Origin of the sequence: Pseudomonas sp. KU26590 (assembly GCF_026153515.1) — a bacterium.
GTDB lineage: Bacteria > Pseudomonadota > Gammaproteobacteria > Pseudomonadales > Pseudomonadaceae > Aquipseudomonas.
The window spans coordinates 2,212,498-2,229,783 of the sequence record NZ_CP110644.1; the positions used below are offsets into that span (position 1 = coordinate 2,212,498).

A 17,286-nucleotide genomic window follows, 5' to 3' on the forward strand; every position below is an offset into this window, starting at 1 on the left:
GCCCGCGACGGGCCAGATGCATCCAGGAGGTTTGATCCACATGGGGCTGACAGAATCAGGGCTAACAGAGTACCGAGCGTTACTGATTGATTGCGATGAAGTGCTGGTGGACCGCGATTCGGGCGTCTGGGCCGCGCTGCAACCGCTGCTCGACAGCCGTGGCGGGCAACCGGCCAGGGACGAGGTGCTGGCCGAATTCAACGCGGTCGTCGCCAGCCTTTATCCGCGCTTCGCCGAGCTGGGCTTCAGTGGCCTGTTGTGTTTCGCCCATCGGCAACTGGCGGAAAAGTGGGGCCTGCACGCCAGTTGGGAGGAGGGCATGAGCTTCGCCCGTTCGGCGGGCAACTGGTCGTTGTTCGAAGACGCACCGGGGGCGATGCTGTACCTGCGCAAATTCTATCGACTGCTGGTGCGCGGCGACCGCGATGCCGAGGATCGCGGGTTGCTGTGCGAGCGCCTGGGAATTGCACCGGAAGATTTCATTTCCCTGGCCGAAGGTCCGCAATGGCTCACCGATCAGGGCGATCAGGTGCAACCTGTTCTGCACGTGACACGACCGTCGGTCGACCCTTACGCCGCGTTGGACCGCTGCCTGATCGGCCGCCACCGGGCGCGTCAGCCCTTGCCCTGCGCGGCGGAGTACTGCATCAACAGCATGGCCGACCTTGTGGCGCAGCATCAGCTGTCTTTACGGCGCTGATTTTGCTAGAAGATTGTCTTACAACGGCAGTCAAGAGGTACGTGATGGAAGGGCTCGTAAAACTGGATCGGATCGACATCAGCATCCTGGTCGAACTGCAAAAGGACGGCCGGATGACCAATGTCAGCCTCGCCGATGCCGTCGGCCTGTCCGCCAGCCCGTGCCTGCAACGGGTCAAGCGGCTGGAATCGGCCGGTTATATCTCCAGCTACAAAGCGCATCTGAACCTGGCCAAGATCACCGATTCGGTCACCGTCTTCACCGAAATCACCCTCAGCGACCACAAGCGCGAAGACTTCGCCAAGTTCGAATCCAACATCCGCCTGGTGGACGAAGTCCTCGAATGCCACCTGATCAGCGGCGGCTACGACTACCTGGTGCGCTTCATGACCCGCAGCATTCAGCACTACCAGGAAGTGGTGGAAAGCCTGCTCGACAAAAACATCGGGATCTCCAAGTACTTCAGCTACATCGTCATCAAGTCGCCGGTGCTCAAGGATGGGGTGCCGTTGCGCAAGTTGCTGCGGCATTGAATTAAACCCGTTTTCAACAGCGACCTGCGCCCCCCGAGAGGAGGGAATGCGGGACCCTGAAAAGGCTGTCTGTTCACGCGGACGGCCTTTTTTTTGGGTGCCTTTTAGCCAACGGGAGAGGTCCGCGACCATCGAGTGGGACATGAAATTTCATGCCGGCTTATTGACGTCAGTCTAATGGCTCATTAATATCGCGCCGTTTATTGATATCACTGTGCTACTGCAAGGACGCTTCGTGGACCTCTCCGCCCTGAAAGTTGCGCTGCTCTGTTTGCTCGCCGCAACGCCTCTCATGACTCGTGCCGCGCCCACACCGGGCGATCAGGACCTGTTGCGCGACCGCCAGGAGCAACTGCTCCAGGATCAGCAGCGCCGCCTCGAAGACCTCAAGAGTCTGCCCGGCAAGCAAGCCGCACCTGTCGCGCCGGCGGCCCCTGCCGACACGCGTTGCTTCACCATCACGGCGATCGAGCTCAAAGGTGCCGCGTCGTTGTCCGATGCTGAGCGTCAGCGCCTGATCCAGCCTTATCTGGGCACGTGCATGGGCGTGTCCCAGCTCAACGAATTGCTCAAGACCATCACCAACCTGTACATCGCGAAAGGGCTGGTGACCAGCCGCGCCTACCTGCCGCAGCAAGATTTGTCCAAGGGGCAGCTGCAGGTGCTGGTGGTCGAAGGCCAGCTGGAAAAACTGCGCAGCGCTGCCGACGGCGGCCTGAGCGAGCGTGAGCTGAAGATGGCGTTTCCGGGGCGGGAAGGGCAGTTGGTCAACCTGCGCGAGATCGAGCAGATGGTCGATCAGCTCAATCGCCTGCCGTCCAATCAGGCGCAGATGGAGCTGACGCCGGGCCAGGAAGTCGGCGGCAGCGATGTGCTGGTCAAGAACACCCCGCAAAAGCCATGGCGCGTGAACCTGTCGCGCAACAACGATGGCCAGCGCAGCACCGGCGAGCAACAGTGGAACACCGGGCTTGAGTGGGACAGCCCGCTGGGTCTCGCGGATCAACTGAGCCTGCGTGGCGGCCACGACGCGGTGACCGATCACCTGCACACCTCGCACAACACCGGGCTGGCCTACAACCTGCCATGGGGCTGGTGGAATTTCAGTTACAGCTACAGCGGAAGTGAATACCGCTCACAGGCCCAGGCCAACGGTTTCGATTTCAAGCAGAACGGCGACAGCCAGACCCATCAGTTGCGCGCCGAGCGGGTCATCTACCGTGACGCCCTGAGCAAGACCTCGCTGAACGTTGGCGTCTCCAACCTGCGCAGCAACAACTACATCGAAGGCAGCCGGCTGGCCGACAGCAGCAACCGCATCAGCGAAGTGCAATATGGCATTAACCACGGCCGGCGCGTGGGCTCGGCGTTTCTCAACCTCGACCTCGGCATGCAGCAAGGCATCAGCGCGTTCGGGGCCCAGGACAACAACCACCCGGGCCCAGGCGAAGCCAATGCGCGCTATCGCAAATACACCGGCACTGTGAGCTACCTGCAGCCGTTCAAGCTGTGGGACGAGAGCTTCACCTTCACCAGCCTCGCCACCGGGCAGCGCAGCGAAGATGTGCTGTTCAGTCCTCAGCGCATGAGCCTGGGCGGGTCATCGTCGGTGCGCGGCTACAAGGACCAACTGCTGTCCGGCGACAGCGGCGGCTACTGGCGCAACGAGCTGCGCCTGACCCGCCCCGTCACCCTCGACTGGCTGCGCCCGGCCTTCAGCGATTACGGCATTGCAGCGTCTTACGACCAGGGCGTGATCGCCAACGATCGCTACAACGGCGACGCGCACGGGCGCCTGTCCAGCAACGCTTTCGAATGCTTTGCCCGCGGTCAGCACGTCGCCGCGACGGTCACCTTTGCCCACTCTCTGGAGCGCCCAGGCGGCCTGATCGAGCGCGAGTCGCCGATCTATTTCCGCATGGACTTTTTTCTCTAACGTTTGACCGGGATACCTGACATGGACGTTCGCCACTTCGATTTCCTCGTGCGCCAGCCTTCCGCTGCGCTGACTGAGCGCCCGCGTTTCTGGGGCATGCCCAAGCGCGGGATCGCCTTGATTCTGGCCAACGCGATGTTCTGGCAACCGCTGTTGGCCCAGGCCGACGGCATCGCGGTGAGCGGCACCACCAACACCACCCTGAGTCAGGCAGGGAACGGCGTGCCCATCGTCAACATCGCGGCGCCCAATGCGAGCGGTCTTTCCCACAACCAGTACCAGCAGTACAACGTCGGCACCCAGGGTGTGATCCTCAACAACGCCACCGCCCGCACCCAGAGCACGCAACTGGGTGGCATCGTGGTCGGCAACCCGAACCTCAACGGCCGCGCCGCGTCCATCATTCTCAACGAAGTCACCGGCGCCAACGCCAGCCAGCTCAACGGCTACACCGAAGTGGCCGGGCAGGCCGCCCACGTTATCGTCGCCAACCCCTATGGCATCAGTTGCAACGGCTGCGGCTTCATAAACACACCGCGGGCGACCCTCACCACCGGCACGCCAGTGCTGGACAACGGCCGTCTCGACCATTTCCGCGTCGAAGGCGGCAGCGTGTCCATCGAAGGTGGGGGGCTGGACGCCAGCAACCTCGACCAGTTCGACATCATCACCCGCAGCGCGAAGATCAACGCCGAGCTGCACGCCAACACACTCAACATCATCGCCGGTCGTAACAACGTCGACGCGCAGACCCTGAACGCCACGGCACTGCCTGACGACGGCAGCGCCAAACCGCAACTGGCCATCGACAGTTCTGCGCTGGGCGGCATGTATGCCGGCGCCATTCGTCTGGTGGGCACCGAAGCCGGGGTCGGCGTGAAAGTGGCCGGCAATCTGGCCGCCAGCGCCGGCGACATCCAGATCGACGCCAATGGCCAGCTCAACATGGCCCAGGCCGCCGCGACCGGCGCCGTCAACGTCAAGGCCCTCAACGCCCAGGTTCAGGGCCCGGTGTACGGCAGCAGTGTCGACGTGCAGGGTCGCGATGGATTGAGCATCCAGCAGAACGTCGCCGCCCGCGATCAGATCAGGCTGTCCACCAGTGGGCAGTTGACCAACACGGCCATCGTTGAAGCTGGCGTAAATGCCGACAACAGCCGCAACGGCGCCGGCGATGTCACGATCAGCGCCCAGGACCTGCGCAACGCCGGCAACGTCGTTGCCAGTCGAACACTGCAGGTCAGCGCCGGGCAATCCATCAATAACCAGGGCGGCACGTTGAGCGGCCAGGCCGTTACGCAACTGACCGCCGCCAGCCTGGATAACCGCCAGGCCGGTCGTGTGCTGAGTCAGGGCGGCCTGACCCTTGTGGCCACTCAGGTATGGAACGCCAGCGGCGGGCTTATCGCGAGCAATGGCAACCTGTCGATCACCGCGCAAAACCTTGACAACAGCCAGCAGGGCAAAATCTCGAGTGTGGCGGCGTTGTCAGCGGACATTTCCGGACAACTGCTTAACAGCGCCGGGGTGATCACCGCCAGCGGTGCGCGGATCAACGCGGCGACGCTGGACAACCGCCAGGCCGGGCAGGTGGTGAGTCAGGGCGATCTGACTGTCACCGCTGGCCAGTTGCTGAACGCCAACGGCGGCCAGATTGCCAGCGACGCCAGTCTGGCGATCACCGCGCAGAACCTCGACAACAGCCAGCAGGGCAAGATCTCAAGTGCGGCCGCGTTGACCGCGGACATTTCCGGACAACTGCTTAACAGCGCCGGGGTGATCACCGCCAACGGTGCACGGATCAACGCGGCGACCCTGGACAACCGCCAGGCCGGTCAGGTGGTGAGCCTGGGCGGTCTGACCCTCAACGCTGGCCAACTGTGGAACGCCAGCGGCGGGTTGATCACCAGTAACGGCAATCTGGCAATCACTGCGCAAAATCTCGATAACAGCACTCAGGGCAAGATCTCGAGTGTTGGAGCCCTGTCTGCGGACATTGCCGGACAGCTGCTCAACAGCGCTGGTTTGATCACCGCCAATGGCGCACAGATCAAAGCGTCGACGCTGGATAACCGCCAGGGCGGTCAGGTGCTAAGTCAGGGCGCTCTGACCATCGCCTCAGGTCAGCTTTTGAACGCCAACAATGGCGTGATCGCCAGCAACGGCAATCTGGCGATCACTGCGCAGGATCTCGACAACAACACACAGGGCAAGATCTCGAGTGTGGCGGCATTGTCTGCGGATATCTCCGGACAGCTGCTCAATAACGGCAGCGGGTCGATCACCGCCAACGGTGTGCGGATCAACACGACGACCCTGGATAACCACGAGGGCGGTCAGGTGTTGAGCCAGGGCATTCTCTCGATAGTCGCCAGTCAGCTGCGCAACGCCAGCGCGGGTGTGATCACCAGCAACGGTAACCTGTTGATCACCGCTCAAAACCTCGACAACAGCCAACAGGGCAAGGTGTCGAGTCTTGCGGCCTTGTTCGCGGACATCTCCGGTCCACTGCTGAATAACGGCGGCGGCTTGATCACCGCCAGCGGTGTGCAGATCAACACGACCACTCTGGATAACCGCCAGTCCGGTCAGGTGGCGAGTCTGGGCAGTCTGACCATTACAGCCCCTCAGGTATGGAACGCCAGCGGCGGTCTCATTACGAGCAACGGCAATCTCTCGATCACCGCGCAGGATCTCGACAACAGTCAACAGGGCAAAGTATCGAGTGTGGCCGGCTTGTCTGCGGACATTTCCGGGCAGTTGCTCAATCAAGCCGGGGTGATCACCGCCAACGGTGTGCAGCTCAAGGCAGCCAGCCTTGATAACCGCCAGGGCGGTCAAGTGTTGAGCCAGGGCGATCTGTCCATAGCCGCGAGCCAGCTGTTGAATGCCAGCGGCGGCCTGATCACCAGCAACGGCAACCTGGCAATCACTGCGCAAACCTTCGACAACAGCCAGAAGGGCAAGGTAACCAGTGTTGGCGCCCTGTCGGCGGACATTGCCGGGCAACTGCTCAACGGCTCCGGAACGGTCAGCGCCAACGGCAGCACCCGCATCAACGCAGCCAGCCTGGATAACCGCGGGGGCGAGCTGACCAGCGTCAGTGACCTGAACCTGCAAACCGGCGAGGCGGACAACAGCACCGGCGGTCGTATCGCAGGGGCGGGCGTCACCCTCACCACCGCCGCGTTCAACAACCGCAACGGGACACTCACCAGCACCGGCGCACTGATACTCACGGCAGAGCACGTCGATAACAGCGACGCGGGGCGCATTGCCAGTGCGAACGCGCTGACGGCGTCTGTCACCGGGCTGGACCAGCACAACGGCGGCCATCTCTACAGCAACGGCGATGTCAGCCTGGACCTCCACGGTGGACTGCTCAACAACCAGGGCGGCGTGATCACGGCGCCGGGGCAGTTGCTGTTGAAGAACCTCGCCCGCGTCGACAACCGCTCGGGCGAAATTTCCAGCCTCAACGCGTTCGCCCTCGCAGCCGACGACCTGCAAAACGACGACGGCTCGCTGATCAGCAAACAGGCGTTGAGCGTTCGGGTTAATGAGCAGCTAAGCAACGTCCGCGGGCTGATCTCCGGCAAGGGCATCGACCTGCAAACCGGCACACTGCTCAACGACGATGGCAGCGTCAGCAGCGATGCAGCGTTGAATGTCGTGGTCGGCGCTGCGCTGTCGAACCAGAACGGCGAGCTGTCGGCGGCGCAGATCGGCACCGTGACGGCGGCCAGTCTGAACAACGCGGGCGGGCAGATCACGGCCGATGAACGCCTGACCCTGGGCGTCAGCGGCGCGATCAATAGTCAGGGCGGCACACTGGGTGCCGCCGATGGCCTGACCGTCACCGCAAGCAGTCTGGACAACAGTCAGTCGGGCACGGTGGTGTCCGATGGCGATGTCACCCTCACCCTGACCGGCGCGCTGAACAATCAGGCGGGCGGCAGCATTCAGTCCAAAGGTGCGCTGGCGCTGCAAAGCCTGTTCCTGGACAACCGCGGCGGCGTTGTGTCGACGCAGAACGCGTTGACCCTGCGCAGCGCCACCGTCGACAACCGCGGCGGCTCGGTGCGTGCCAGCCGGGACATGCAGCTGTTTATCGATGCGCTGGATAACAGTCAAAAGGGTTTGATCAGCGGTAAGGGCGGGATTGCGTTTTTCGGCCAGCAATTGAACAACCAGAGCGGGCTGCTCAGTGCCGCTGGTTTGCTGCAGATCCAGGCTGACAGCGTGCGTAACGCCGCTGGCCGCATCGCCAGTCAGTCCGATCTCGTCGCCAACGTCGGCGACCTCGCGCAGCAGGGCGGCGAGTTTGTTGCTCAGGGCAATCTGACGCTGACCGGCAACACCCTCGATAACAGCGGCGCAGGATTGGTCGGCGCGACAAAAGCGCTGAAACTCACCGTAGGCAACGTGAATAACCGTGGCGGCGAGCTGTCCAGCCAGCAGGACGTGACGATCACCGCGCAGCAACTGGACAACAGCGATGCCGGCAAAGTCATCGCTGGTACGGCGTTGCAGCTCAACGTCGATCGTCTGATCAACCGCACCAAAGGCATGCTGTTTGGCGACACCCTGCAACTGACCGGCTCAACGCTGGACAACAGCGCCGGTACCCTGGCGAGCCAGAACGGTCTGGCCGTCGACCTTGGCGGCGCCTTGCTCAACGACGCCGGTTTGCTCAGCAGCGAAGCGGCGCTGAGCCTCAAGGCAGCATCGCTGTCGAACGCCGCAGGCAGTGTGTCCAGCGCGGGCGCGCTGACGATCGCCACCCTCGGCGCGGTCAATAACCAGCACGGCTCGATCACCACCGATGGCGGCCTCACCCTCGCCAGTGCCAGCCTCGACAACCGCAATCAGGGCGTGATCTCCGGCAAAACCAGCGCGGCAATCAACACCGGCGCCTTCGATAACAGCCATGGCGGCCAGCTCACCAGCGCCGACACCTTGACCCTCACCGCAGGCCAGGTCACCAATCAGGACGGCGCACGCATCGCCGCGACCAAAGCGGTCAACGCGAGCGTGACCGGCCTCGATCAACAGGGCGGTGAACTGTTCAGCAACGGCGCCTTGACCCTCGACCTCAACCACGGCCAGCTCAACAACCAGAATGGCCTGATCAATGCCTCCGGCGCGCTGCTGTTGAAAAATCTGGTCGGCGTGAACAACCAGAACGGCGAAATCTCCAGCACCCAAGGCTTCACCTTCGTCGCGAACAGCCTCGATAACGGCAGCGGTAAATTGCTCAGCGATCAAGCCCTGATCGTGCGCGTGGCCCAGGCGCTCAATAACGTCAAAGGCGTGATTTCCGCCGCATCCCTTGAAGCCCGCAGCGACAGCCTCGACAACACCGAAGGCCTGCTCAGCAGCCGAGGTTCGTTCGACCTCAACGTCAGCAACGCCCTGAACAACCACAACGCCACGTTGGTGGCCGACGGCAAGCTGACCCTGAATGCCGCCAGCGTCGACAACGGCCTGGGCCAGATCGCCAGCAAACAGGACCTGATCGCCAACATCGGCGGGCTGCAACAGCAGGGCGGCCAGTTGATCGCCCTGGGCGCGCTGAACCTCACCGGCGCAAGCCTCGACAACCGCCAGGACGGTCTGGTCAGCGCCAACGGCGTCATGAGCTTGAACGTCGGCAACATCGACAACCGCGGCGGCGAGCTGTCCAGCCAGGACGACATCAGCGTCACCGGCCAGCGTCTGGACAACAGCGATGCAGGTCGCGTCATCGGCCAGAAGTCCCTGACCCTCACCGTCGATCAACTGCTCAACCGCACCAACGGCGTGTTGTCGGGCAAGTCATTGCTGACGGTCACGGGCACGCAGCTGGACAACAGCGGCGGCAATCTGGTCAGCCAGCAGAAAATCGACCTGGGCCTCAGCGGCGCGTTGCTCAACAGCCAGGGCCTGATCGACAGCGAAGGCACCCTGAACGTGCGCAGCGCTTCGTTGGCCAACAACGGCGGCAGTCTGTCCAGTGCCGGCGCGTTGACCGTCAACAGCAGCGGCGCGATCAGCAATCAGGGCGGCAAGCTGGTTACCGACGGCGGGTTGACCCTCAACAGCAGCACCCTCGACAACAGCCAGAGCGGCAGCATCAGCGGCAAAGGCGCGCTGTCGTTGCACACCGGCGACTTCAACAACAGCCAGAACGGCCGCGTCAGCAGCGCCTCGACGCTGGAGATGGTGGCGGCTCAGGTCAGCAACCTCGACGGCGGCAGCATCGGCAGTAACGGCGCGCTCTCCGCCAGCGTCGCCGGGCTGGATCAACAAGGCGGCATGCTCTTCAGCAACACCGACCTGACCCTCGATGTGAATCACGGCCAGCTGAATAACCAGAACGGCCTGATCAACGCCCCCGGCATTCTGCTGCTCAAAAACCTGGCCAGCGTGAACAACCAGAGCGGTGAAATCTCCAGCGCTCAGGGCTTCACCTTCAGCGCCGACAGCCTCGACAACAGCAACGGCAAACTGCTCAGCAACCAGCCGCTGATCGTCCGCGTCGCCCAGGCGTTGACCAACGTCAAGGGCATGATCGCCGCCGCCAACCTGAACATTGATGCGGGATCGCTGAACAACAGCGCCGGCACGCTGACCAGCCGCAGCGACTTCGGCCTGAACGTTCGCGGCCTGCTGACCAATCAGAGCAACGGCCTCATCAACGCGACCGGTGCGCTCGACGCCACCGCCGTCGATCTCGACAACCGTGGCGGCCTTGTGCTGGCCGGGACTGACCTGACCCTGCGCACCGGTTCGCTGGACAACCGCACCACCGGGCTGATCAACAGCAAGGGCACGCTGCACCTGAACGCTCAGGCGCTGGATTCCAGCGACGGCGGTGAAGTCTCGGCCAAGGGCGACATGACCCTTACGCTCAACAGCCTGACCCAGAACGGCGGACGGCTGCTGGGTGACAGCGCCGTGACGCTGGACCTCAACGGTGCCGACCTGAACAACCAGCGCGGGCTTATCACCGCGAAAGGCGCCTTGACCGTCAACCGGATGCGCGACTTCAACAACCAGGCTGGCGAGATGTCCAGCGCCCAGAGTTTCACGTTGACCGGGCGCACCCTGGACAATAGCAACGGCCGACTGATCAGCAACCAGAACCTGGTGCTCAACGCCACTACGCTGGTCAACCAGGCCGGGCTCATCTCCGGTTGGGCAGGGTTGAGCGTCAGCGGCGGGACCCTGGACAACCGCAACAGCGGCACACTCTCCAGCCGTAGCGGCGACGTCGGCGTCAACCTGACGGGCGCGCTGCTCAATGGGGCCGCCGGGGCGCTGGTCAGCCAGAAAGCCCTCAGTGTTCGTGCCGCCAGCGTCGATAACCGTGGCGGGATTCTGTCCAGCGGCGGCGGCCAGACCTTCAACGTCAGCGGCGTGCTGGACAACAGCCAGAGCGGCCTGATCGACAGTGGCGCCGCCCTGACCATCAATGCCGCCGGCCTCGGCAACGCGGCAGGCACGGTCAACGCGCAACAGAACATCAGCTTCACCGGCACCGACCTGGACAACAGCGCGGGCACCGTCGCGGGCAACGCCGCCGTCACCCTTGATCTGCTCGGCACCCTGACCAACACCCATGGCAAGCTCGCCAGCGCGGGGGATCTGCTGATCCAGCGCGCCGCCCAGATCAACAACCAGGGCGGTCAACTGGCCAGCCAGCGGGCGCTGACCCTCACCACCGGTGGCCTGGACAACAGCAATCGCGGCACCGTGGCCGCCAACGACCAGCTTCAGGTCAACGCCGGCGGCGCAGTGCAGAACGGCAACGACGGCCTGATCTACAGCAAAAACGCCAACCTCAGGCTGCAAGCCGCGAGCCTTGCCAACGGTAGCGGCACCCTGCAAAGCCAGGGCGCGCTGGACCTGACCGTCAACGGCGACATCGACGGCCAGAACGGCCGGATCATCGCCCAGGCCGGCAACCTCAACCTGACCGCCAACAACGTCGACAACCGTGGCGGCGTGCTGTCGAGCCTGCAGAGTGCCTTCGTCGCGCGCATCACCGGCGTGCTGAAAAACGGCTACGACGTCAATCGTCAGGGCGGTATCACCCAGGCGCAAAGCCTCGACATCCGCGCGCTGGCCGGCATCGACAACTACGGCGGCCGGGTGTCGGCCCAGGGCGGCGACGCGCTGATCAACACCGGCAGCGGCAACATCGACAACCGCAACGGCGGCCTGTACGCCAGACAGCGGATCAACGTCACCGGCAACAATTTCGACAACAGCGGCGACAACGACGGCCAGATCGCCGGCCAGCAAATCGACCTCAGCCTCGCCGGCGCGCTGAACAACCGACTGGGCATCATCGAGAGTGACAGCACCCTCAGCATCAGCGCCGCCAGTCTCGACAACCAGACCGGCAAACTGCGCGCACTCGGCACCAGCGGCCTGACCAACCTGCACATCAGCGGCCTGTTCGACAACCGCAACGGCGCCCTGGAAACCGCCAACACCGACCTCGCGGTGGGTGTCGGCAGCCTGCTCAACGGTGGCGGCAGCATTCTGCACGTCGGCAGCGGCAACTTCGGCGTGTCCACCGACAACGTCATGAACGCCGGCGGCAGTTTGGTCACCCGCGGCGTGCTGACCCTTAACGCCGACACCTGGACCAACAGCAGCGTCCTTCAGGCCGGCACGTTGAACGTCAACGTCAACAACTTCACCCAGACCGCGGCGGGTCAGTTGCTGGCGTCGACGGCCTTTGTCGGGACCGGCGGGAACTGGATCAACGATGGGTTGATTGCCAGTGACGGCGCGATGAATGTCTCGTTGTCGGGCGGGTATTCGGGCAATGGTCGACTGACCAGCCTGGGGACGCTGGGGCTGAGCGCGAATCGACTGGATCTGAATTCGCCGACCTCCATTGCAGGGGGTGGGCGGACGGATATCAATGTGGCGGGGGCTGTGACCAACTCCGGTCGCCTGACTTCAAGTGCGGACCTGTTCGTCAATGCGGGCAGCGTCACCAACTACGGCACGTTGGGCGCGGGCCAATCCCTCACCATTACGACGCCTTCGCTGACCAACAATCAGGGGCTTATCTTCAGCGGCGCGAACTTGCAGCTGAACACCGGGACCCTGACCAACACCAAAGGCGATTTCTACAGCCTGCGTGATCTCACCATTGGCGGTTACGGGACTGCCCGTGCTGATCAAGTCTCCAACGTCTCCGGCTCGATGGAGAGCGGTGGCACCTTCACCATCAATGCCACGGCGTTCGAGAACCGTACTGAGGGTTCGGGCGGCGCGCAGAATTTTGCGGTTGGCCGCACGTTGGTGAGCGGGTTTATTGCGGTGCAATGCGTTGACTGCAGCGGTGACCATTACTCGGTTAATTACATCGCCCGCGAAACCTTCGACGCAGGCCAGGACAACGATACCAGCGCCTCGGCATTGATGACTTCCGGTGGTGATTTCAACTTCACCGGCGGCAGCTTTATCAACAGCAAGAGCACGGTTAGCGCGGTCGGTAATATTTCGATTCAGGCGGATAACGTTAAGAACATCGGCGCGGTGAGCGGGACGGTTGAGCGCACGCGGACGTTCTTCCATGGAGGGTCTACGGACGGGACGGTGAAGCGGTTTTTGCCGACGATCGATGAGTACAACCAGCGAAACAATCCAGACTTTCCAAACGTTTATTACGTCAACGCGAACGGGGATTTAAAACTTGGCGTCCCGTACGCCGCGATCTATACCGAGAGAGGGGGGAAAGGCGAGCGGACGGATTACAAATATATCGGAGTCAAGGATGCCGCGACGGGTGAGGTCATTGGCAGCTATCGCTATCCCGCTACCCTTGTAGGTTACGCATGGGGAACCACGCCGGCTTCGCAGTACAATCCGGCAAACCTCATGCAAGTGCCAACCGCAGTCACCGCCATGACGCTGGTCAGCGACGTCGAAGTCGCCAAAGACGGCACCGGTAATGCCGGCCGCAGCGCCGTCATCCAGGCAGGCGGAAACGTGGCGATCACCGCCACCAAAGACTTGCAAAACAGCGTCATTCACGAAGACTACGCCTCGGCCGGCGGCACCAACAAAGTCGCCGACACCCACGCCAACGGCACCGGTCAGACCGTCGTTGTTCGCCTGAACGCACAACTGCCCCCCGACCTCGCGCAAAAGCAAGTCGACCCCACCGCACTCCCCGGATTCAGCCTGCCCACCGGGCAGAACGGCCTGTTCCGCCTGAGCGGGCAGGGCGGCAGTAACGCCGCTGTCACTGTAGCCACCACCGCACCACAAAGCTGGACCATGACAGGCGCCAGTGTTTCTACCGCTCAACGCGATCAGGCTCTCCCTGTTGGACAGGGCAGCAACCTGCAAATCGCCTCCGCAAGTCAGGCACTCAGCACTGGTCGGCAGCTCGGCGATTCAACTCGAAACCCGTCAGGCATCAACGCCGATGCATCGGCGTTCAACCTCTCCACACCGGGCGATTCCGGCAGCGGCGGGTTCTCGGTTCCCAGCCACCAGGCAGGCGCTGGCGGCATTGCCGCCGTCGACCAGGTCGCAGGTGTCGCAAGCGTCACGGGTGTTGGGGGCGTAGCAGGTGTCCGCGGTATCAACGGTGTCACAGGCGCAGCAAGCGTTACCGGCCTTTCCGGAATTTCGGGCTCGACAGGCGTTGCCCGCATTCCCGGGACCAGCGGCATCAGTGGCGCAAGCCCCACCGGTAACAGCCCAGGCCAGTCGGCGACCGCGCAAACCGTCGCCCGAGTTCAGGGCCTGCCCTCCACCGCAGCCACGGCCCGCACCGGCAAATACCTGATCGAAACCAACCCGGTGCTCACCGACCTCAAGCAATTCATGAGCTCGGATTACCTGCTCGCCGGCCTCGGCTACAACCCCGACGAAAGCGCCAAGCGCCTCGGCGACGGCCTCTACGAACAGCGTCTGGTGCAACAAGCCGTCACCTCCCGCACCGGGCAGGCATTCATCGATGGACAGACCTCCAACGAGGATCAGTTCAAGTACCTGATGAACAACGCCATCGCCAGCAAAACCCAGCTCAACCTGACCGTGGGCGTCTCGCTGACCTCCGAGCAAGTGGCTGCACTGACCCACGACATCGTCTGGCTCGAAGAGCGCGAAGTGAATGGCGAAAACGTGCTGGTGCCCGTGCTGTATCTGGCGCAGGCCGACGGCCGTCTCGCCCCGAACGGCGCACTGATCGCCGGTAAGGACGTGACCCTCATTGCCGGCCAGAACCTGGACAACGTCGGCACCCTCAAGGCCACCAACAACCTGTCCGCCACCGCCGGCAATGACCTCGTCAACAGCGGCCTGATCTCCGCCGGCAACCGCCTGGACCTGCTCGCGGGCAACGACGTCACCAACAAAGCGGGCGGCATCATCGCCGGTCGCGACGTCACCGTGACCGCCATCGGCGGCGATGTCACCAACGAGCGCAGCGTCACTTCGCTGGACAGCGACGTGCGGGGCCAACTGCATAAGGAATACGCCGACAACGCCGCCCGCATCGAAGCCGCCAATGACCTGAGCGTTTCGGCAGGCCGCGACATCAACAACATCGGCAGCACCTTGCAAGCCGGTCGCGACATCACGCTGAACGCCGGCCGAGACGTCAACACCGCCGCAACCCAACTGACTGACAGCCTCGTGCTGAACAGCAAACACACCAGCAGCGACATCACCCAGATCGGCTCGACCGTGAGCGCAGGCCGCGACCTCTCAGTACAAGCCGGGCGCGACATCAACGCCATCGCCAGCCAGATCGACGCCAAACGCGACATCGCCATGGCCGCGACCGAAGACGTGACGATCAGCTCGGCGGCGGATGAAGAGCACTCGTACAGCAAGAGCAAGAAGGTCAAGCGCCAGGAAGACCACGTCAGCCAGGTTCAGACCGAAATCACGGCGGGTGGCAGTGTTGCTGTGAGTGCCGGGCAAAACCTGGCCGTCACCTCCAGCCGCATCGCCGCCAACGACGAAGCCTATCTGGCAGCAGGCAACAAACTCGAAGTCCTCGCTGCGCAGGACAACGATTACTCGCTGTACGACATGAAGAAAAAAGGCGCCTTCGGTGCCAAGAAAACCAAGCACGACGAAGTGACCGATGTGAAAAACATCGGCAGCGAAATCACCGCTGGCGGCAACCTGGTGTTGGTGAGTGGCGGCGATCAGCAGTATCAGGTCGCGAAGCTCAACAGCGGTAAAGACCTGACGATCAACAGCGGCGGGGCGATCAACTTTGAGGGCGTTAAAGACCTGCATCAGGAGAGTCATGAGAAGAGCAATACCAGCCTTGCGTGGAACTCCATGTCCGGTAAGGGCAAGACCGATGAAACCTTGCGCCAGAGTGAGCTGATTGCCAAAGGCGCTGTGGCAATCAATGCGGTGGATGGCCTGCATATCGAGGTCAAGCAGGTTAATCAGCAGACGGTTAGCCAGGCGATTGATGCGATGGTCAAGGCTGATCCCGATCTGGCTTGGCTGAAGGATGCGGAAAAGCGGGGGGATGTTGACTGGACATTGGTTAAAGAGGCGCATGAGTCCTTCAAGTACAACAATTCAGGCCTAGGTGCTGGGGCGCAACTGGCTATCGCAATCTTGGTCACCTACCTGACTTGGGGAGCGGGCAGTACCTTGGTCGGAGCCGCTGCGAATTCGGCTGCCGGAGCAGCTGCCAACTCGGTGGTCGCAGCCGTAGCTACCAAGGCAGCCACCAGTACTGTCAACAATCGTGGCGATCTGGGGGCTGTTGCCAAAGATGTCACTTCCAGCGATAGCCTCAAAGGTTATGTGATCGCGGGTGTAAGCGGTGGGATCGGCAACGCCAGTATCGGTTTGCAACTGGCTGTGAACTCAGCGCTGAAAACCGTTCTTCAGGGCGGCAAGTTCAAGGATAACTTGGCTGAAGCGGCTGTGATGATGGCCGCTAACGTGCTCAGTGGCTACATCTACCAGAACGTCGGCGATGCCCTGAATGGCAGCGGTTTGGCGACAAAGGTCGCGGTACATGCCATCGTCGGCGGGCTGATAGGCGAAGCTGCTGGCGGCGATTTCCGCACCTCGGCGTTGGCGGCGGGCGCCAATGAGGCGCTGGTTGAAAAGTTCGGTAGCGATATCTTTCCAGGAGATGCTCACGAGCGTTTGCTCACGATGACGTCACAGTTGGTCGGGATGACCGTGGCGGCAGCGGCAGGTGGAAGTGCCAAGGATCAGGAGAAAGCTGGCTGGGTGACACAGCAGGCAACTGCTTACAACTATCTGGCGCACGACGAGGTTGATGCCCTTTCCAAGGAGCTGGTAGGTTGCCGTGCCAACCCCGATCCAGGAGCGTGTCGTGGCCAAGTGCAGGATAAATACCAAGTCCTGACCGATAGCAAAACAGGTGCTCGGTTGTATGATTGCAAGGGGGAAGGAGAAAGCGCCTGTAACGCTCAATACAGTGCGGCGAAAGAAGGTTCTGCGAAACTAGATTCGCTGATTGATTCTTTCGCGTTGAATGCCGACGAAAAGGAAGTACTCGCTCACTTCCAAGACGTCAACCACAACGACGAGAGACTGGCTGATCATGCGTGGTTGCAGGCATTTTGGGGTGAGTCCGGAATCGCTGATGTCGTGCTTGGAGGACGCGTGGGTGTCGCTGCCGCAGAGAGGGCAGCAGCGGGAAAAACCGCTGGAAAGGGGGCACTTGACGCAGGCGCTGATGCAGGAGAAGCTGCTGCGAGTGGTGCAAAAGCAACAGTCAGCTCTCCGCTAAAACTTGGCGAAACCAAGGCAATCGACGATGTCAGCATGACTCGTGTAGGAAGGTGGATGTCTCCTGATGAGCTGGCGCAGATGCAAAATACAAATAAAGTGGTGCAAGGCGGTGGAGGACAAACCTTTATTTCGACTAATGGCATCGCTGACTTTAAAGGGGCTGCACCCAAAGGCTCTGTCTATGTTGAGTTTGATGTTCCAGCTAACAGCTTGCTGCAAGGCGGAAAAGATGGCTGGTTTAAAATGATTGGCCCTGATGCAGGTAAGTCTCAGCAGTTCTTGCTTAATAAGCAGGGCGGCGAGCATCTTCCGGCGATCAAGAACATTGAAATTCTAGATAAGAAGTGAGAAGT

General features: G+C 62.2%; 4 protein-coding genes. All 4 read left to right on the top strand.

Annotation, left to right across the window (positions count from 1 at the left end; all coding sequences use genetic code 11):
• Positions 1 to 40: 40 nt before the first annotated feature.
• The 4 genes from OKW98_RS09990 to OKW98_RS10005 all read left to right on the top strand — a co-directional run bounded on the left by OKW98_RS09990 (position 41) and on the right by OKW98_RS10005 (position 17,281).
• Positions 41 to 700, top strand: coding sequence for a 2-haloalkanoic acid dehalogenase (locus OKW98_RS09990; protein WP_265389003.1), 660 nt, complete (start codon positions 41 to 43; stop codon positions 698 to 700).
• A gap of 44 nt (positions 701 to 744) precedes the next feature.
• Complete coding sequence (locus tag OKW98_RS09995) at positions 745 to 1,233, top strand: Lrp/AsnC family transcriptional regulator (protein ID WP_003174918.1); 489 nt, start codon at positions 745 to 747, stop codon at positions 1,231 to 1,233.
• 292 nt (positions 1,234 to 1,525) lie between these two features.
• A complete protein-coding gene (locus OKW98_RS10000) occupies positions 1,526 to 3,169 on the top strand; it encodes a ShlB/FhaC/HecB family hemolysin secretion/activation protein (RefSeq protein ID WP_265389699.1) in 1,644 nt (547 codons plus the stop codon).
• A 21-nt stretch (positions 3,170 to 3,190) separates the two neighbouring features.
• Positions 3,191 to 17,281: a filamentous hemagglutinin N-terminal domain-containing protein gene (locus OKW98_RS10005; RefSeq protein ID WP_265389004.1), complete on the top strand. Its 14,091-nt coding sequence runs from the start codon at positions 3,191 to 3,193 to the stop codon at positions 17,279 to 17,281.
• Positions 17,282 to 17,286 lie beyond the last annotated feature (5 nt).

Coding starts and splice junctions, on each gene's coding strand:
- OKW98_RS10005 (WP_265389004.1), top strand. CDS start 3,191: ATGGACGTTCGCCACTTCGATTTCCTCGTGCGCCAGCCTTCCGCTGCG.
- OKW98_RS10000 (WP_265389699.1), top strand. CDS start 1,526: ATGACTCGTGCCGCGCCCACACCGGGCGATCAGGACCTGTTGCGCGAC.
- OKW98_RS09995 (WP_003174918.1), top strand. CDS start 745: ATGGAAGGGCTCGTAAAACTGGATCGGATCGACATCAGCATCCTGGTC.
- OKW98_RS09990 (WP_265389003.1), top strand. CDS start 41: ATGGGGCTGACAGAATCAGGGCTAACAGAGTACCGAGCGTTACTGATT.